This window comes from Kushneria sp. Sum13 (assembly GCF_052692355.1).
Genome location: NZ_CP199847.1, coordinates 2,939,765 through 2,958,329, shown reverse-complemented (window position 1 = coordinate 2,958,329; position 18,565 = coordinate 2,939,765). Strand labels below are relative to the sequence as shown.

15 protein-coding genes are annotated in these 18,565 nt (G+C 66.4%); 14 read left to right on the top strand and 1 reads right to left on the bottom strand.

Annotated elements, in window-relative coordinates; genetic code table 11:
* The first annotated feature begins 41 nt into the window (after positions 1 to 41).
* From ACUN8C_RS13715 to ACUN8C_RS13660, 12 genes are all read left to right on the top strand, one after another.
* Positions 42 to 1,223, top strand: coding sequence for a type III PLP-dependent enzyme (locus ACUN8C_RS13715; RefSeq protein ID WP_445619721.1), 1,182 nt, complete (start codon positions 42 to 44; stop codon positions 1,221 to 1,223).
* Positions 1,220 to 2,611, top strand: a complete 1,392-nt coding sequence (locus ACUN8C_RS13710; protein ID WP_445619720.1) for an MFS transporter — start codon at positions 1,220 to 1,222, stop codon at positions 2,609 to 2,611. The genes ACUN8C_RS13715 and ACUN8C_RS13710 overlap by 4 nt, the downstream gene beginning before the upstream one ends.
* 49 nt (positions 2,612 to 2,660) lie before the next feature.
* The gene (locus ACUN8C_RS13705; RefSeq protein ID WP_445619719.1) at positions 2,661 to 4,598 is read left to right on the top strand and encodes an IucA/IucC family protein; all 1,938 of its coding nucleotides are present in this window, start codon (positions 2,661 to 2,663) and stop codon (positions 4,596 to 4,598) included.
* Positions 4,588 to 5,403 carry an HpcH/HpaI aldolase family protein gene (locus tag ACUN8C_RS13700; protein WP_445619718.1) on the top strand — a complete coding sequence of 272 codons (816 nt, stop codon included), beginning with the start codon at positions 4,588 to 4,590 and terminating at the stop codon, positions 5,401 to 5,403. Before ACUN8C_RS13705 ends, ACUN8C_RS13700 begins: the two co-directional genes overlap by 11 nt.
* The gene (locus ACUN8C_RS13695) at positions 5,400 to 7,304 is read left to right on the top strand and encodes an IucA/IucC family protein (protein ID WP_445619717.1); all 1,905 of its coding nucleotides are present in this window, start codon (positions 5,400 to 5,402) and stop codon (positions 7,302 to 7,304) included. The genes ACUN8C_RS13700 and ACUN8C_RS13695 overlap by 4 nt, the downstream gene beginning before the upstream one ends.
* Before the next feature lie 11 nt (positions 7,305 to 7,315).
* Positions 7,316 to 8,254, top strand: coding sequence for an ABC transporter substrate-binding protein (locus ACUN8C_RS13690; RefSeq protein ID WP_445619716.1), 939 nt, complete (start codon positions 7,316 to 7,318; stop codon positions 8,252 to 8,254).
* A complete protein-coding gene (locus tag ACUN8C_RS13685; RefSeq protein WP_445619715.1) occupies positions 8,251 to 9,273 on the top strand; it encodes a FecCD family ABC transporter permease in 1,023 nt (340 codons plus the stop codon). Before ACUN8C_RS13690 ends, ACUN8C_RS13685 begins: the two co-directional genes overlap by 4 nt.
* Entirely contained in the window at positions 9,266 to 10,291 is a 1,026-nt protein-coding gene (locus tag ACUN8C_RS13680) for a FecCD family ABC transporter permease (RefSeq protein ID WP_445619714.1), read from the top strand. Before ACUN8C_RS13685 ends, ACUN8C_RS13680 begins: the two co-directional genes overlap by 8 nt.
* 6 nt (positions 10,292 to 10,297) lie before the next feature.
* The gene (locus ACUN8C_RS13675; protein WP_445619713.1) at positions 10,298 to 11,089 is read left to right on the top strand and encodes an ABC transporter ATP-binding protein; all 792 of its coding nucleotides are present in this window, start codon (positions 10,298 to 10,300) and stop codon (positions 11,087 to 11,089) included.
* A complete protein-coding gene (locus ACUN8C_RS13670) occupies positions 11,086 to 11,871 on the top strand; it encodes an IucA/IucC family C-terminal-domain containing protein (protein ID WP_445619712.1) in 786 nt (261 codons plus the stop codon). The genes ACUN8C_RS13675 and ACUN8C_RS13670 overlap by 4 nt, the downstream gene beginning before the upstream one ends.
* Positions 11,871 to 12,491, top strand: a complete 621-nt coding sequence (locus ACUN8C_RS13665; RefSeq protein ID WP_445619711.1) for an RraA family protein — start codon at positions 11,871 to 11,873, stop codon at positions 12,489 to 12,491. The genes ACUN8C_RS13670 and ACUN8C_RS13665 overlap by 1 nt, the downstream gene beginning before the upstream one ends.
* A 127-nt stretch (positions 12,492 to 12,618) precedes the next feature.
* Positions 12,619 to 14,208, top strand: coding sequence for an adenosine deaminase family protein (locus tag ACUN8C_RS13660; protein WP_445619710.1), 1,590 nt, complete (start codon positions 12,619 to 12,621; stop codon positions 14,206 to 14,208).
* A 16-nt stretch (positions 14,209 to 14,224) separates the two neighbouring features.
* On the opposite strand, the gene ACUN8C_RS13655 is transcribed toward ACUN8C_RS13660, so the two are convergent.
* Complete coding sequence (locus tag ACUN8C_RS13655) at positions 14,225 to 15,421, bottom strand: MFS transporter (protein ID WP_445619709.1); 1,197 nt, start codon at positions 15,419 to 15,421, stop codon at positions 14,225 to 14,227.
* 92 nt (positions 15,422 to 15,513) lie between these two features.
* Here ACUN8C_RS13655 and ACUN8C_RS13650 point away from each other — a divergent pair, with 92 nt between their 5' ends.
* Together ACUN8C_RS13650 and flhF are read left to right on the top strand one after the other, a co-directional pair.
* Entirely contained in the window at positions 15,514 to 16,101 is a 588-nt protein-coding gene (locus ACUN8C_RS13650) for a TetR/AcrR family transcriptional regulator (RefSeq protein ID WP_445619708.1), read from the top strand.
* A 133-nt stretch (positions 16,102 to 16,234) separates the two neighbouring features.
* Entirely contained in the window at positions 16,235 to 18,550 is a 2,316-nt protein-coding gene (gene flhF / locus ACUN8C_RS13645) for a flagellar biosynthesis protein FlhF (protein ID WP_445619707.1), read from the top strand.
* Positions 18,551 to 18,565 lie beyond the last annotated feature (15 nt).

Below are 18,565 nucleotides of genomic sequence, written 5' to 3'. Positions count from 1 at the left end.
GACAGGCGATCCTGCAGGCCCGGAAGTCCAGTGAGGCCCCGATGGCAGCGTTTTTTTATGATCTGGACGCGCTGGCCCATCACGCCGATGAAATGTACGCGGCCCTGCCGGAAGGTGTTGAGCTTTACTACGCCATCAAGGCCAACAGCGAAACGCCGGTGCTGGAGACGCTGGCATCGCGGGTGGACGGGTTCGAACTCTCCTCCGGGGGAGAGCTTTCGCGCGCGGCCAGCTGTGCCACTCCGCGGCCCTGGCTGCTGTCCGGCCCCGGCAAGCTCGACAGTGAGCTTGAAGAAGCGCTGGATCAGGGCGTGTCCGCCATCCATCTGGAAAGTCTCAACGAGATTGACCGGCTGGCGGCGCTGGCACGCCGGCTTGATCGGGTGCAGCCGGTGTTTGTGCGCATCAACCCGGCCCTGCCCGAGGCCTATGCCACCCGGCTCAACATGGCCGGGCGCGCCACCCCCTTTGGCATTGATGAGTCCGAGCTTCCAGAGGCGATTGCGCGTATCGAGGCCTGTGATCATCTGGTGCTGAAGGGCTTCCATATCCATGCCATGTCGCATCAGGCGGACAGCACCCGCCACGCCGCGCTGATCGCCCACTATCTCGAGCGCTGGCCCGTCTGGCGTGCGCTGGCTCGTCACCCCGAACGGCTGACCCATCTCAACGTCGGGGGCGGGCTGGGGGTGGACTATGTCCACGGCCGGCATTTTGACTGGCCGGCGCTGTGCTCCGAGGTGGCGACGCTGCGCGCCACCATGGACGCCCCGCCCATGGTGCGTTTTGAGGTAGGCCGGTTTTTAAGCGCCTTTTGCGGCTATTACGTGATGGAGGTACTTGATCGCAAGACCAGCCACGGTGAGCACTTTCTGATCTGTCGCGGCGGCACCCATCATTTTCGCCTGCCGCCCGCCCAGGGCCATGACCATCCGGTGCTTCATCTGCCGCGTCAGGTGCCGCCACCGAATGAAAACGGGCGCCGCTGGAGCGTGGTGGGCCAGCTTTGTACGCCCAAGGATGTGCTCAGCCGTGGGCGGGAGCTCGGTGGGGTCAGCGTGGGCGACCTGCTGGTGCTGCCGCTGGCCGGGGCCTACGGCTACAACATCTCGCATGCCGACTTCCTCTGTCATCCGCGGCCCCGGCTGCATTTTCTGCCCGTCGACGCGAGCGCGCTGATGGAGAGACCGCCAGCGGCGGTTTCAAGCGGGGAGGACACATGAACGCGGCCTCTCCTCAACAGGTCCTTGGGGTGGTGCTATTGGGCACCGGCACGGTGAGTCTTGCCAACAGCATGCTCAATCCGGCGCTGCCGGCGTTCATGCACGCCTTTGACCTGAGCGCCGGTCAGGCCGGTCAGGTGCTCTCTTCCTTCATGGTGGCGATGGTGCTGGCCATGCCGCTGACCGGCTATCTGGGCACGCGTTACGGGCGACGCCGGATCTATCTGAGCGGCATGGCGCTGTTTGCGCTGGGCTCACTTGCTGGCGCGCTGGCCCAGGGCTTTTCTCAGGTGCTGGCCGCTCGCGTCATTCAGGGCGCTGCCAGTGGGCTGGTGATTCCGCTGTCGCTGCCGCTTTTGTTTTCGGTGTTTCCCGTCGAGCAGCGCGGTCGCGTCACGGGAGCCTGGGCCAGCATCGTCATGCTCATTCCTGCCGTTGGGCCACTGTGCGGGGCGGTGCTGTTCGAGCATTTTCACTGGCGGGCGCTGTTTGCCCTGCCGGTGCCCGTGGCAGCCCTGGCGTGGCTCATGGCCCGGCGCTGTCTGGCGCCGTCTCCACGCTTGAGCGAGCGGCCGGCGTTTGATGGCACCGGGTTTGCCCTGATTGCGCTGTCGCTGGCGCTGGTCATGGCCGCCGGCCAGAGCCTGGCGCAGGGGGCGACCTTTCAGGGCGTCGTGATGCTTTTTGCGGCCGCGGTAACGCTTGCCGCCTTTGTGCGCCTGGAGCGGCGTCTTGAGCGGGGCCAGACCGCGCCGCTTCTGAATCTGGGCATGTTCGCCAGGCGTGACTTTCGCCACGGCGTGATCATCACCGTCATGCAGTCGGTCAGCATGTTTTCAACCCTGGTGCTGGTGCCGCTGTGGGTTCAGGTAGTGATGGGCAAAAGCGCGCTCTGGACCGGCTGGGCGCTGATGGCCACGGCTGCGTGCGCAAGCCTTGGCGGCCGGCTGGCCGGACGCTGGATAGACCGGCACGGCCCACGCCACATCATCGCGGCCGGCCTTTTGATCACGATCATGGCCTCGCTGGCGCTGGGGCAGCTTGCGGCCGACACGTCGATGGCGCTTTTGTGTGCGCTGATGGCGCTGCGCGGGGTCGGGATCGGGTTTTCCTACATGCCGTCCACCACCGTGGCGCTCAATACGCTGCCGGAGACGCTGACCACCCAGGGCGCGGCGGTCAATAACGTGGCGCGCCGGGTCATGGCGTCACTTGCCGTGGTCGCCGTGTCGCTGGCAGTGGACGCGCTACCGGCCCATGGCGTCGCCCTTGAGACCACCCTGACCGGGCTTTTTACCGCCACCGGTCTGGTGCTGGTGCTGGTGCTGCCCAGTGCGGCCTGCCTGAGCCCTCGACCGCTGCGCGACAGCGCACCCTCAAGGGCCTGAGCGATGTGTGATTTTCCTTCTTTGCCCCTGCTGACAGGACATCCGTGCCATGTCGTCTTCCCACACGAGTCCCTTTGCCATGTCCCGCTTTAATACCCTTGATGCTCATATGGCCGTCGGCCCCACCGAAGAGGCTCTAACGCCCGGTGACCTGACGTCCTTTCCGAACGACCGCGCGGCCTGGCGCCACTTCCCCCGCATCGAGCGGCGGGTGGTGGGGCAGCTGCTGCAAACCCTGCTGTTTGAGCAGGTGATGCCCTTTGAGGTTCAGCCGTGCAGCGAGTCCGAGGCCACCAGCCACCGTTTTGTCATTCCGCTTGAAAACGGCGAAATGATCATGGCCGAAGGCTGGCTTTGCGAGAGCTTTGCGCTGATCCGCCTCGATCATGACCGGGTCTACCATTGCCGCCTTGATGCAAGTCAGGGGGCGCTGACCCTCAATGCCCTTCTGGCCGCCCTTGATGCCCGGACCGGGGCATTGGCGGGGCAGGCCGGCTTTGTCCGGGAGCTCGAGCAGACCCTGCTGCATGATCTGCAGTCGGCCGCGGCCTTCAGGTGCCCCGAACTGCCGCCCGTGCAGCTCGGGGCCGATGCGCTGGAGCAGTACTTTGTGGAGGCTCACAGCTATCACCCCTGCTACAAGTCGCGCCTTGGCTTCAGTCTTGAGGACAACGCCCGGTTCGGCCCCGAGTTCGGCCAGCCCCTGCAGGTGCTGTGGCTGGCGCTGCCGTCTCGTCATGCCGTGAGTGACCGGATCGCCGGCGTGGATGTCGAGGCGCTGATCCAGCGCAGTGCAGGCCCCGCGGTACTGGCCGCCCGTGACGCCTTTTGTCAGCGCCAGGGGCTTTCGCTTCTGGACGTCGTGCTGGTACCGGTACATCCCTGGCAGTGGCGCGAGCAGCTGTGTCGGGCGCTCTACCCGGAGATTGCACGCGGTGAGATCGCACTGTTGGGTGCCGGTGACAGCGCCTACGTGCCGCAGCAGTCGATTCGAACGCTGGCCCCGCAGGACGGCTCGCAGCCCTATCTCAAACTCGCCATGCACCTGACCAATACCTCCAGCACCCGAATTCTGGCGCGCCATACGGTGACCAATGCACCGCGCATCAGTGCCTGGCTCCAGGGGCTGGTGGCCGCCGACCCCGATGCCCGGGCCAGCGGCATGGTGCTGCTGGGCGAGATCGCCGGCGCCAGTCTGGATGAGCGTACCTTTGACGCGCTGCGCCATGACCGGGTGTATGGCGCCCTCGGGGCGATCTGGCGCGAGCATGTCAGCCAGTATCTGCACCCCGGCGAGCAGGCGGTGGCCTTCAATGGCCTGAGCCAGTGTGCCCGCGATGTTGACGGGGTACCCGAGCGGCCATTCATTGACCCCTGGGTGCACGAGTACGGTCTGGAGCCGTGGACGACGGCGCTGATCCGCGCTGCCAGCACGCCCATCCTGCATCTGCTGTTTGCCGAAGGCATCGGGCTTGAGGCGCACGGTCAGAACATCGTGATCTTCCATGACAACGGCTGGCCCACGCGGGCCGCGCTCAAGGACTTTCACGACGGCGTACGCTTCAGCCCCGAGCATCTGACCCATCCGCAGCAGGCACCTGCGCTTGAGCCGGTGCCGGCCAGCCACGCTGCGCTCAACCGCAATTCCTTTCTGGTGACCGACGACCCGGCAGCGGTGCGCGACTACACCTGCGACGCCTTTTTCTTCATTGCCCTGGCGGACATGGCGATTTTCCTGCGCCGTCATTACGGGCTTGAGGAGTCACGCTTCTGGGCGCTGACCGCGCAGGTCATCCGTGACTATCAGCAGGCGCATCCGCAGCACGCCGAGCGCTTTGCCCGCTTTGATGTCTTCAACGCCGACTATGAGGTCGAGGCGCTGACCCGCCGCCGGCTTTTCGGTGATGAGACGCCGCAGATCATTCGGGTGCCCAGTCCGTTGCGGCCCTTTGCCGCCGCTGAAGGGAGCCCCTGCGATGCTCCATGACAATCGGCTCAGGGCAGCCCTGCAGGCAGGGCGCGAGGTGTTTGGCGTGCTGGCCTCCATTCCGGCAGCGGCCTCGATCGAGCTGATCGGCGAGGCCGGTTTCGATTTTGTGGTGATCGACACCGAGCACGTGATGATCAACCCCGAAACGGTGGAACACATGATCCGCACGGCCGAGAGCTATCGCATGACGCCGCTGGTGCGGGTGCCGGATGCCGATCCCAAGCGAATGCTGCGTCTGCTGGATGCCGGCGCCCAGGGCATTGTGCTGCCTCAGGTCGAAAACGCCGCCACCGTGCGCGACGCCGTCTCGGCCTGCAAATACGCCCCCGAGGGGCGCCGCAGCCTGAATGCGGGGCGCCCGGGCAGCTTCGGTCGCACCTCGCTTGCCGACTATGTCGGTCGTGCCAATGACACCGTCATGGTGGTGGCCATGATCGAGACCGAGCGCGGCGTGGCCAATATAGAGGCCATTGCGGCCGAGCCGGGGCTTGATATGGTGCTGGAGGGCGCCGCCGATCTGTCCCAGTCGCTCGGGGTGAGCTGGCAGACCGATCATCCGCACGTGCAGGCCGCCCTGGCGCACGCGGCCAGCGTGTCGCTGTCGCACGGTGTGGCCTGGTGCACCTTTTTGCGCCATGACGGCGACGGCCCGCGCTGGCGCGGCCGGGGCGTGACCACCTTCATGCTCGGCGACGAGCGCGGCATCGCCTTTCGCGCGTTGATGCAGGCCCGTCGCCAGGCACAGAGCTCACTGGCCGGGATCGACCCGGCCGCAGGCCATCCAGATCAGGAGAACTCATGACGATGATCGAATCCCGCACGGTTGAGCAGTCGCTGCTGGAAACCCTTGTCAATGCGCTGCTGGCCGAGCGCTTTCTGGACCACGAGGCCGTGGCGCACTCGACCCCGCTGGAGGGCGCCGCCGGGCAGACGCCGACGCTTGCGGCACTGGGTGAAGAGGTCGCCACGATCGAGCGGGCAGCGGCCAGCGAGGCGGGCTCACAGCTCTGGTCAATGCCGCTGGATGGCCGCACTTGGCTGGTCATGCTGGTGCGTCCGGACGTTTGCCAGGCGCAGGTGCTGGTGCCTGGCACCCAGGTCGCGACCTGGCAGGGCGATGCCCCGGCCGGTGACCGCTGTCGGGTGCTGGATGCCGAGGCCCTGATGCGCACGCTGGCCAGAGCGTTTCATCCGCAGTCGCCCGAGCCCGATGCCGGCGAACAGGTGTTTTTAAAGGCGCTGGCCACCACCCGCTGGCAGATGGCGCGCTCCCGGAATCACGCCATTTGTACGCAGGGGCTGCTGGCGCAGCCACCGATGGCGTTTTTCACCCTGATGGAGCAGTGGGCCTCGCTGATCGATCGCCCCTATCACCCGACGGCCAAGGCCAAGGAGGGGCTGGATGAGGTCGAGTACGTTGCCTTCATGGCCGAGTTCGATCAGCCGGTCACGCTGGGCTGGGTGGCGATCCGGCGTGATGCGATGATCACGGGGGCACAGGTTGGGGAAGGGGAGCAGCCGGCCGATTTTCTGATGACGCCCGCCGAGCGGGACCGGCTGATCACCGAGCTGCACGGTCGCGGCCTGGCGGAGAGTCATATCGCGCTGCCGGTTCACCCCTGGCAGCAGCGCCACGCCCTGCCGCAATGGCTGGGCGCGGCGCTTGAAAACGGTGAATGCGTGCGGCTCTCGGCGGTATCGGAGCGCTGGAAGGCCAGCTCCTCGCTGCGCTCGCTGCTGCCGGGCCACGACACACGTCACAGCGTCAAACTGCCGATGGCGATTCATTCCCTGGGCGCCTCGCGTTATCTGCCGGCGGTGAAGATGATCAACGGGGATCTGAGTGCCGCGCTGCTTGAGCAGGCCCGCGGGCTCGACCCACGCCTTGGCGAGGCGCTGCATCTGTGTGAAGAAGGGCGCTGGTGGGGCTGGATGCCGGAAGGGGCGTCGCTGTTTGATGAGGGTCCGCGGCACCTCTCGGCGATGGTGCGAAGCTATCCGGCCGAGGTGATGGCTGACCCGGCCTGTCGCCTGGTGCCGATGGCGGCGCTGGGGACCCGGCTGCCCGAGGGCGAGCACTTTTTTGATCACTGGCTGGACTGGCGTGGCACGCCCGCCACCCGGGAGAGCGTTTGCGAGCTGCTGACGGCGGTCTGCGACCGCTTTTTCGAGCTGACCCTGCGCCTTTTCTGTCTGGGCATGCTGCCGGAGGTGCACGGCCAGAACGCGGTGCTGGTCTGGCGCGAAGGGCAGATCACCGGACTGGTGCTGCGCGATCACGACTCGCTGCGCATTGCGCTGTCGCAGCTGTCGCAGTGTGGACTGGAAGACCCCGAATACCGCATCAAGCCCGGCCACGCCAACACCCTGTATCACGATGACCCGGCGGCGCTGCTGTTCTGGTTGCAAACGCTGGCCATTCAGGTCAATGTGCGGGCCATTGTGGATGCGACCGCGTCTCATTTCGGCATCGAGGTATCGCTGCTGTGGCAGACGGTGGCGACCAGTCTTCGTGGCCGGATTGATGAGGTGGTGACCTCGCCTGATCTGCATGCGCTGCTGATCGAGCAGCTGTTTGAGGCGCCGTCCTGGCCGTTCAAGCAGCTGGTCAGGCCGATCATTGCCCGCGCAGGCGGCCCCGGCAGCATGCCTTTCGGGACCGGTGAGAGCGTTAATCCACTGCGTCAAATCAGTGATGTCTGACAGGAGGAGCCATGCCGGACCCGGCCCATGCCGAGCCCATGATGACCGCGCACGCGCCGGGGCTGTCACGCCGGCGCGTGCTGGGGGCGATGCTGGCCCTTGGCGTGATGCCCGGCTCACTGCTGGCTCGGGAACGTCCGGCCCGGGTGGTGACCCTGTTTCAGGGCGCCACCGACAGCGCCGTGGCCCTTGGGATCACCCCGGTCGGGATCGTGCGCTCCTGGCAGGACCCGCCGATCTATCCCTATCTGCGCCCAGCGCTGTCAACGTCGACGCTGGTCGGCCTCGAAACCCAGCCCAGTCTGGAAGACATTGCCCTGCTGGCCCCCACCCTGATCGTGGCCTCGCGCTTTCGCCATGAGCGGATCACACCGCTGCTGGAGAAGCTGGCGCCGGTCGTGATGCTGTCGCAGATCTATCGCTTTCAGACCACGCTGGAGGTCATGGCACAACGGCTGGGGCGCGAATATCAGGCCGCCACCCTGATGATGCAGTACCGCGCCCGCGTGGTAGCACTGCGTGACCAGCTGGCAGCGCATTTCGGCGCGCGCTGGCCGGCCACGGTGTCACTGATCGATATTCGTGCCGATCAGGTGCGCAGCTATCTGCCCGGGAGCTTCGCCGGGCAGGTGCTGACCGATCTGGGCTTTCGCTGGAACGACGCCGCCCGCAAGGCCGGCGGCATCATGCTCAAGCTCGGCGGCGTTGAAAGCCTGCCGGCCCTGGAGGCCGACGTGTTTTTTGTCATGCGCCACGCCCGGAGTCCGGCGGTGGAAGATTACGCGCACCGGCTCATGACCCATCCGCTCTGGCAGCGCATGCAGGCCCCGCGCACCGGTCAGGTGGTCGAGGTTGATGCCGTGGCCTGGAGTCTCTCCGGGGGCATCCTGGGGGTGTTCAACCAGCTTGATGAGATCGAAGCCTGGCTACAGCGCGAGGGTGATTCATGAGCGTCGCGGCAGCATCTGGTGCTGCGCTCAAGGGTCGGACTGCGTTGCCGGCGCTGGGACTTTTGCTGCTGGCGGCCATGCTGGTGAGTCTGATGGCCGGGGCGCAGTGGTCGACGCCTGCCGCCGTGTGGCAGGCGCTTTTTCACCCCTCCGAGCTGTCAGTGGAGGATCTGCTGATTCGCACGACCCGGCTGCCTCGCACGCTGGTGGCGGTGGTGGTCGGGGCAGGGCTGGCCGTGGCGGGTGCTTTGATGCAGACCCTGACCCGCAATCCGCTGGCCTCGCCCGGCATCGTTGGCATCAACGCCGGCGCCATGTTTGCCGTCGTGGTGCTGGTGTCGATGTTTCCCCACGCCGCGCTCTGGGCCTGGTATGGCGGCGCACTGCTGGGGGCGGCGCTGGCGGCACTGCTGGTCTGGGCGCTGGCGATGCGGGGGCAGTCGCCCGGCGGGCCGCTTCGACTGGTACTGGCGGGGGCCGCGCTGACGGCGCTTTTCAACGCCTTCAGTCAGGCCCTGCTGGTGATCGACCAGCAGGGCCTGGACACGGTGCTGTTCTGGCTGGCCGGTGCGGTCTCGGGCCGGCCACTCTCACAGCTATGGCCGCTGATGGTCATGACGCTGCTGGCGCTGGTGGCCTGCTGGCCGCTGACGCGCAGCATGAATGCGCTGGGCACCGGCGAGGCCATGGCCCGCAGTCTGGGCGTGCCGGTGCATCGTGTGCAGACGGCCATGGTGGTGCTGGTCGTGGCCCTGGCCGGCGCCTGCGTGGCGATGGCCGGCAATATTGCCTTTGTGGGGCTGGTGGTGCCACACATGGCGCGACGGCTTTTGCCATCCGATCATCGGCTGTGGCTGCCGGGCTGTGCGCTGCTTGGCGCGGCGCTTTTGCTGCTGGCGGATGTGGTCGGACGCTGCGTGCTGTTGCCCCGGGAGATACCGGTCGGGGTGATGACGGCGCTGATCGGGGCACCGCTTTTTATCGTGATGCTGCGTCGCCAGGGGCGTCGTCATGGCTGAGCGCACGCTGCGCCTTGGGCGCTTGTCACGCCGATTTTCACCCGTTGCCTGGCGTCGGGTGGCGGCACTGTTTCTGGTGATCGTTGTGGTACTGCTGCTGTCACTGGCGCTGGGCCGGGTGATGCTCGGTCCCGGCGCGCTGCTTGAGGCGCTGACGCATCCGCACACGCCGACAGGGCTAATCGTGCAGGAACTGCGCCTGCCGCGGGCCCTGCTGGCGGCGCTGATTGGTGTCGCGCTCGGGGTGGCCGGCTGGCTGTTGCAGCAGGTCATGCGCAATCCGCTGGCGTCACCGGACATTATCGGGGTCACCAGCGGTGCCAGTGCTGCTGCCGTCAGCTATCTGGCCTGGCTGGCCGCGCCGCTGGGCATGGCGGGGCTGCCGGTTGCCGCCATGCTGGGGGCCATGGGCGCGGCGCTGGCGGTCTATGGGCTTGCCTGGTCGCACGGGGTCACGCCGCTGCGTCTGGTGCTGACCGGCATCGGCATGGCCGCGGCGCTTGGTGCCGTCACGACCATGGTGCTGGCGATCAGCCCGTTGACCACCACGCTTTCAGCCTATGTGTGGCTGACCGGCAGCGTCTACGGTGCCGGCTGGTCGGACGTGACGGGGCTGGCGCTCTGGTGTGCAGCACTTCTGGTGCCGCTGGCCGCGCTGATGCGCACGGTCGTGCTGGCGCCGCTGGATGATGCGCTGGCGACCGGTCTGGGCCTGTCCGTGCAGCGGCATCGGGCGGGGCTTCTGGCACTGGCCGCGGCGCTGGCCGGTGTGGCCGTGGCGTGGGGCGGGGCCTTTGTGTTCGTGGGCCTGGTCGCGCCGCATCTGGCCCGGCGACTGTCACGCTTTCCCGGCACGGCGCAGATGGTGCTGGCGCTGCTGTTCGGGGCGCTGCTGGTGATGCTGGCTGACCTGGTGGCGCGTACGCTGTTTCTGCCGCTGGATCTGCCGGCCGGTATTTTTGTGGCCGCCCTGGGCGCGCCGTTTTTTCTGGCCCTTTTGATTCGCGAGGTACGCTGACCCGCCATGGCCACGGTATCGGCTCACGACCTGACGCTGGGCTATCAGCGTCGCCGCATTCTTGATCAGCTCGAGCTGAGCCTGCCCGAAGGGCAGATATCGGTGCTGGTGGGCAGCAACGGCTGCGGCAAGAGCACGCTGCTCAAGGCGCTGGCCAGGCTGCTGTCGCCCTGGTCGGGGCAGGTATGTCTCAACGGCCGGGACATTCATCAGCTGCCCACCCGGGAGGTAGCGCATCAGCTCTCGCTGCTGCCGCAGCAGCCGGTCGCCCCGGAGGGCATGACGGTGCGCCAGCTGGTGCAGCTGGGGCGCCATCCGCATCAGCGCTGGCTGTCGCAGTGGTCACCGGAGGATGAGCGTCAGGTGGCGCGCGCCCTGGAGCGTACGGGGCTTGCGGCGCTGGCCGATCAGGTGGTGGACACGCTCTCGGGCGGTCAGCGCCAGCGCGCCTGGATTGCGCTGGCCGTGGCGCAGAATACGCCGCTGATGCTGCTCGACGAACCGACCTCCTTTCTCGATCTGAACCACCAGGTGGAGGTGCTGGAGCTGTTGCATGAGCTCAACCGCGAGGAGGGGCGAACCATCGTGATGGTGCTGCATGATCTGAATCTGGCCGGTCGCTACGCCGATCACATGGTGGCGCTCCGCGCCGGGCAGGTGTATGCCCAAGGCACGCCTGCGCAGGTGATGACGGCCGAGCGGGTCGAGGCCATTTTCGGTCTGGCCTGTCGGATCATTGAAGACCCGTGCTCGCAGACGCCGCTGTGTATTCCGCTGCGCCGACAGGCCCTGTCATGAGCGCAGCAACCGGATTTACCCCGCAGGAATGGGCATTTCTGACCGACACGCTGGGGCTCGCTCAGGCGCCCCGTGCAAAGGTGCGTGCAGCGACCGTCGCTGAACTGTGCGAGCCCGCCTACTGCGCCCGCGTGCTGGATCAGCTTTCACCGGTCATTGGCTCGCCCGGTCGCCGCGTGACGGCGTCGCTGCTCTCCAAACGGCTGGGATTTTTGCTGACCGGAGCCAGTCTTTATGCGCTGTCGGCGTGCAATCGGGCGCTGGACGTCTCAAGCGATAACTGCCTGCTCGAGTGGGCGCACGACGGCGGCCGCTGGACCTCCTCGCTGCCGCTGATCTCGCTGGAAAGTGTCTCGCTTGCAAGCGTCTCGATGGCAGGCCCCGAACGAGAGGCGCAGCGGAGGAGGCTGGTGGCGCGGCTGTTTGCCGGTGTGATGCAGCCCCTGTGGCAGACCTTTCACGAGGTCAGCGGCGTGCCACTCAACATGCTGTGGGAAAACGCCGCCGTGCGCGTCTACTCCCTGTATGAGCGGCGCATGGCCGGGTTTGATGATCCACAGGCCAGCGCCCGGCGCGATGAAGATTTCAACTTTCTGCTGACGGCGCCGGCGTCCCTTTTCGGCGCGCCCTGGAATCCGCTGGCCCGCTTTTATTATCCCGCGACAATCACGGATAACGGCGGGTCGCAGCGCTTTCGGCGCACCTGCTGTCTCTATTTCAAGGCCACCTGCCCGGCCGAATACTGCCAGAGCTGCCCACTGTTGAAACCCCGGAGGCGCTGATGTATGACGTTCACCCGCGCGTGGCAGGTCCGGATGCCGACATGCTCAAAGCCTGGCAGGGGCTTTCGACCTCGGCGCTGGGCCATCTCACCCATGAGGGCTATCTGGCCGGGCTTCAGCCCCTGCACAACGACACACACCTGTGTGGCCCGGCGCTGACGGTGGAGATTGATGCTCGGGACAGTCGGGTCCTGCGTGAGGCCCTGATCATGGCCCGGGCCGGCGATGTACTGGTGATCCACGATCATGACAGTGCCCGCGGGCTGGCCTGCTGGGGCGAGCTGCGCGCGCTGGCCGGCTGTGTCAAAAAGCTGGCCGGCGTGGTGGTGGTGGGGCATGTGACGGACATCGCAGCGTTAAGGGCGCTGCCGCTGCCGACCTTTTTTATCGGCGTCAGCGCCCTGACCATTCATGCCAGCGCCTGCCGCGGCGCGCTCAATCGAGGGCTTTCCATCAATGGGACCGACGTACATCCCGGCGACATGATGCTTGGCGATGACGACGGCCTCTTTGCGCTGACGCCCGAGCGAGCTGTGGCCCTGTTGCCGGCCGTGGTCGACAAGGAAGCGAGCGACGCACGCCGCCGGGACGCGCTGCGCCAGCAGTGGCTCAATGACTGACGAAAGAGACGATGGACTGAAGACAGGGCGTGGACACGACAGCCTTCGATGACCTCGCTAATATAGAGGGAGGGAACCGACCGCCGAGACGGTCGCATCATTAAGACACAATCAAAAAAGGCACGTCATGTTGACCTCTTCCTTCTCCTGCCACCGCCGGCTGGCTGGCCTGTTGACGCTGAGTATCATTGCGCTGCTGATGGCGGCTCCGGTGAACGCCGAGGATCGTACGGCGCAGACTGCTGACCTCATGGCCGCGATTCGCGACCAGCCCCTCAGACTTCGCATGTTTTTACAGCGCATGCCCAAGGGCGGCGATATTCATCACCACCTGTGGGGCGCGCCGTGGCCGGAAACCCTGCTGGAGCAGGCCGGCCGGTCGGGCATGTGCGTGCACGCCGATGGCTCGGCCATTGCGCCGCCGCCCTGCAAGGGTGATGAGCTGGTTGAAGCGGACGGGCTGGCCCGCCGCGATAGCGCGCTTTACGCCGAGCTGCTCAATGCCCTGTCGATGCGCAATACCCCTGTCGGACCGGGCGCACCGCCGGTCCAGGGGCATGATCACTTCTTTGCCACCTTTGATCGTTTCGCCCCGATCGCCGCCGCTTCGCCCGGCGCGCTTTTGAGTGCCTCGAAGCGGCTGGCCGCCGGGGACCATCTGGGCTACCTGGAGTCCATCTCCAATCCGGGCGCCGTGCATGGCTTTGGTGCCATGGCGCAGGCCAGCGGTCTGGACAGTGATGACCTGGACGCGGCCTGGCAGGCGCTGTCGCCGAAGATCGATGCCTCGCTGGCCGATGCCCGCCATGAAACTGATGACATGTTTGCCGAGGCAGCTTCAGACCTTGGCTGTGACGGTGACAACGCCGATCCGGGCTGTGACGTGACGGTGCGGCTGCAGGGCTTTGCCGTACGCACTCAGCCACCCATGGCGGTTTTTGGCGAGCTGATGATGGCCTTTGCGCTGGCCGACGCCGACCCGCGCTATGTGGGCGTCAATATCGTCGCGCCGGAAGATAACCCGGTGGCGCTGGCAGACTACGACCGCCACATGACGATGCTGGCCTTTCTCTCGCAGCGCTACCCCGAGGTGCCGCTGGCACTGCACGCCGGGGAGCTGACGCTCGGACTGGTGCCTCCGTTTGAACTGCGTGATCACATTCAAAAGGCAGTCGATATCGCCGGCGCCCGACGCATTGGTCATGGCGTGGACATTGCTCATGAGCAGAAGGCACCGCAGCTTTTGCAGGCCATGGCGGACAGGGAGGTGGCGGTAGAGATCAACCTGACCAGTAATGACGTGATTCTGGGCGTGCATGGTGCAGAACATCCGCTCAATCTCTATCGCGACGCGGGTGTACCGGTGGTGCTGGCCACCGATGATCAGGGCGTGTCACGCATCGATCTGACCCGCGAATATGAGCGCGCCGTGACCGAGCATGGTCTGGACTATCCAGCCCTCAAGCAGATGGCGCGTAACAGTCTCGAGTACAGTTTTTTGACCGGGGAGAGTCTGTGGGCGCAAGGGAAAACCGGCGAGACGCGCGTGGCGGCCTGTCAGGACGCCACGCTCGATGCCGCTCCGGAGGGTGACTGCGGGCGGCTGATCGAGCAAAGCGATCGTGCCCGGCTCCAGTGGCAGCTCGAGCAGCACCTGGCGGCCTTTGAAGACGACGTTGCTCAATGGCCGCAGTGGTTCGGCGCGACGTCACGCTGAGCGGGCAGGAGGCGTATCACGGCAGCGGGGCTACCGCCGCCGGGCGGCGCAGGACGCTGACCAGAACGCTCAGAGACAGCAGCATCACGAAGGCGCCGTAGATATATACCGTGGCTTCCAGCCCGAAGCGCTGGGTGGCCACGCCCGCGGCCAGTGCCGGCAGGCTGGCGGAGAGATAGCTCACCACATAAAACACGGCCATCAGTGACGAGCGCTCGCCGGCAGGCGCCAACGGCATGACCGCGCGCAGGGCGCCCATAAAGCCCGAACCAAACCCCAGCCCGGCCACGCCATAACCGGTAATCAACAGCGCCAGACTGTGCAGGTAGACGCTGATCAGCACCAGAACCAGCCCGGCAGGGAGCAGGGTGCTCGACAGCAGCAGAATGGTGCGGGTCGAGAAACATCGAAAGCGCCAGACGCTGATGCCCCCCATGACCGATAAAATGCAGGCCAGCAGGCCACCCATCAGGGCGCTGTGAAATCCGGCGACCTGCTCGGCCAGGGCCGGGCCCAGCGACAGGCTGAATCCCCCCAGCGCCCAGGCCGCCACATTGGCCGGCATGGTGCGTACAAAGGTAGGCAATACAGATGCCGGTACGCGGGCGCGGGGTTTCATCGAGGCCAGTGCGCCGGGGCGGCGCGTGACGCTTTCTGTCATCCTGCCAAGACGACAGGCCTGGCAGGCGAAAATCACGATCATTACGACGTACACCAGCCGCATGGGCCAGGGTGCCCCGGCCACCAGCAGGCTGGCGCCCAGTGCACCCAGCCCCATGCCGATCATCGGTGCGACGCTGGCCATGACCGGGCCGCGCTGGTGGTCGCTGTCCATGAGCGCTGCACTCAGTGCGCTGGTCACGATGCCGGTGGCCATGCCCTGCAGGATGCGGGCGGCAAACAGCCACTCAAGGTCGCCGGCCAGCAGGAAGCAGCCCATCGAGGCCAGCTCGATCACAAGGCCCGCGAAGATGATCGGGCGGCGGCCGAGATAATCCGACAGGGCGCCGGTGAACAACAGCGTTACCAGCAGCGCAAACAGATAGCTTGCAAACACCAGCGTCAGCATCGACGTGGAGAAGCCCCAGCTTTGCTGGTAGAGCTGATACAGCGGCGTGGGCACGCCCGAGGCGGCCAGAAAGGCCATCAGCACCAGCGTATAAAACACCAGTTCCCGCGGGCGTGACACCATCGGGGGCGTGGCAGAGGACATGGGAGACACCTTAAAGCAAAGGTTTTGCGTTAGACTACGCGCAGTGTAGGTGATTCGACTGCTAAGGCAAATATTTTGCGTTAAGAGGCGCCATGACCCCCAAACCGACCCTTCGCCCCGGCGGGCGCAGTGCCCGGGTACAGCAGGCCGTTCACACCGCCGTCAGTGCGCTGAATGACAGCGTGGGACGAGAGCAGCTGACCATTCCGCTCATCGCCGAGCACGCCGGCGTTACCCCCTCGACGATCTATCGACGCTGGGGTTCGCTGCGCGAGCTGCTGGCTGATGTGGCCGCCGAGCATCTGCGCCCGGAAGCCCCGCTTGCCGATACCGGTTCGCTGGAAGGGGATCTGATGGTCTGGGCCGGCGAGTTCATGGAGGAGATGGCCTCACGGCCCGGGCAGCAGGTGATGGCCGATGCGCTGGGCAGTGCCAGTCATGAGCCGCGCAGGCGCTGTCACGCCAGGCAGTGCGAGCAGCTCGCCCTGATGCTGTCACGCGCGCGGGATCGCGGTGAATCGGCGCTGCCGGAGGTCGATGCGCTGATCGATGGCGTCATGGCGCCTCTGATTTACCGGGTCAGCCATGCCCCCGAGACACTCTGCGAGGCCCGCTTGCATCACTGGGTGCGCCAGGCACTCGGCAGCGCCGGCGAAAACTTTAGGGCGAATACCGAATAGGACATGAATTCATGTTCATTCCTTCTGATTGACCCGGGCGTGCGCATGGCACCCTTGGCGCCATGACATGAAGGCGACAGGCCAGGACAACACCTGCGGCCTGCACCATTGCCGTCGATCAGGAGAGCAGGGCATGGGGGTACACCGTTTTATCGGCACCAGCGCACGCGATGCCATGCGTCAGGTGCGTGAGTCACTGGGCGACGAGGCGCTGATTCTCTCCAATCGCCAGGTCGAGGGAGGCGTCGAGATCGTGGCGATGCTCGACGCCGATCAGGAAAACCTGACCGGTTACCCGACCGAGCCCGCCCCAAAGGCCCCCGAGCCTGTCGCGCCGGTAGCCGTCATTTCCGAGCCTGCGCCGACACCGGCCGCGCCGCCGGTGGCCGCAAGCGCACCAGAAGAGATGCAGGCCTTCAGCGCCCAGCTGATGAATGAATTTGCCGCCATGCGCGATCTGCTCGACAGCCGCCTGAGCGCTGCACCGGCGGTCGAGCCGGAACGGACCACGCCGGCTAACCGCCTGCGCCAGCGCATGACCGGGGTAGGGTTCAGCCAGACGCTGGTACGTGAGCTGATCGAGCTGCTGCCGGCCGAGTTTGCCGACACGCCTGAAGAGGCCATCGATGAGACGCTCAACGACTGGATCAGCCGTCAGCTGGCCACTCGGCTTGAGCTCCTGGACACCGACAGCGACCTGCTGGCCGAGGGCGGCGTGATGGCGCTGATCGGGCCAACCGGCGTGGGCAAGACCACCACCACTGCCAAGCTTGCCTCGCGCTACGTGATGGCCCACGGCAACCGCGACGCGGCACTGATCACCACCGACAGCTACCGTATCGGTGCCCAGGAGCAGCTGCGCATTTACGCTCGTCTGCTGGGCGTGGAAGTGCATGCGCTGGAAGGCGACGGTGATCTGGGCGCGCTGCTGGCGCGTCTCATGACGCCGCGCCGGGCGCTGTTGCAGATGCAGCGAGCGACGCCCAAGCGCACCATCCTGATCGACACCCTCGGCATGAGTCAGCGCGACCCGCGCCTGGCCACTGAAGTGGCGCGCCTTGGCGAGGCGGGCGTGCCCATTGCGACCCTGCTGGTGCTGGATGCGGCCAGCCACGGCGATACACTCGAACAGGTGGTGGCCGCCTATCAGCAGGCCGCGCTTCAGGCCGGCACGCCGATCCGTGGCTGTATCATTACCAAGCTGGATGAATCCGCCCGTCCGGCCACCGTACTGGACATTCTGGCCCGCCATCGACTGCAGGTGTTGTTTGTGGCCAACGGCCAGCGGGTGCCGGAGGATCTGGCCGCAGTGGATGTCGCCGCGCTGGTGAATGAGGCGCTCGCGGTCGACAGCGCCTCCCCGTTTGGTTATGACGCTGCCACGCTTGCCGAAATGGCCGGGCACACGCGTCAGTCGAAGGCGCATGCCCTGTCGCGCGATGTGGTCAGCCACGGGCGTTCCCTCCACGCCATGTTTGACACTCTGGCCCGCCGGGCGCCGGGAACCGCGCTGCTGGAACAGCTCTGGACCCATGGCGTAAGCGATGCCCCCGGTGAGAGCTTTGCCGCCCATATGGCCGCCAGGTCGCCGCTGACCGTCGCGCCGGGAGAAGAGCACGCCCTGTGGTGGTCGAAAGAGGGCGGTTCGCGCAGGCAGGACTGGAGCATGCCGCTGGTCTCGCTGGACGATCATGGCCTGCCGCTGCCGCAGACCTGGCTGCGCCATCGCCTGCCGGCATCGGAAACCGCGCGCATGCGCTGGGCGCGCGAGACCCATCAAAGTGCCTGGCACCTGATGGCCGCCCCGCCCGCCATCGATGAAATGCACCGGCTGGCGGCCGACCGGCAGCTGTGGATGTCGGCGGCCACGGCCGCCCGCCGGGTTCGCCATCAGGGCGAGCGTCAGCGTCTGGTCGATCTGGCCGGGCTTGCCGCCGAGATCGATCAGCGTCAGTGCCGCTGGCGGGCGCGCCCGGTCAACATGGTGCTCTCCTGTCTGCCGGCGCTTTACGAGACGCGGGGCAGCGGCGCCCCGGTCGAGGTGCTGGTGTGGTTTGCAAGGCTGCATGACGTTGACGACAACCGGGTGCTGGCGCGTCGCTACTGGCTCTCCAATGCCGTAACCGGTCGCGATGTGGCCTCAAGGCTGGCCCGTGCCGTGGCGCTGGAAGGGCTTGAAGGGCTGACCCGACAGGCCATGCGTCGACTGGAAGAGAGCGGGGTGGCCCGCAGTGATCGTGAGACCCGGCTGCAGCTGGCCTCCGGACTGGCGGCCTTGGCCACTCGACTGGAGCTGTGCAGCGAGGACTGGGCGATGGATGTGCGCGCACAGCTTTTCAATCTGTCCGGCGGTACGCGGCGGCGTACCGGCACGGTATTGCTGGAGGCCTTGCTGCAGGCCTTCACGGCCCGCGATGCGCTGATGGATGCGCGCGGGGCTCGTGCGTGAGGCCGTGTCATTTAA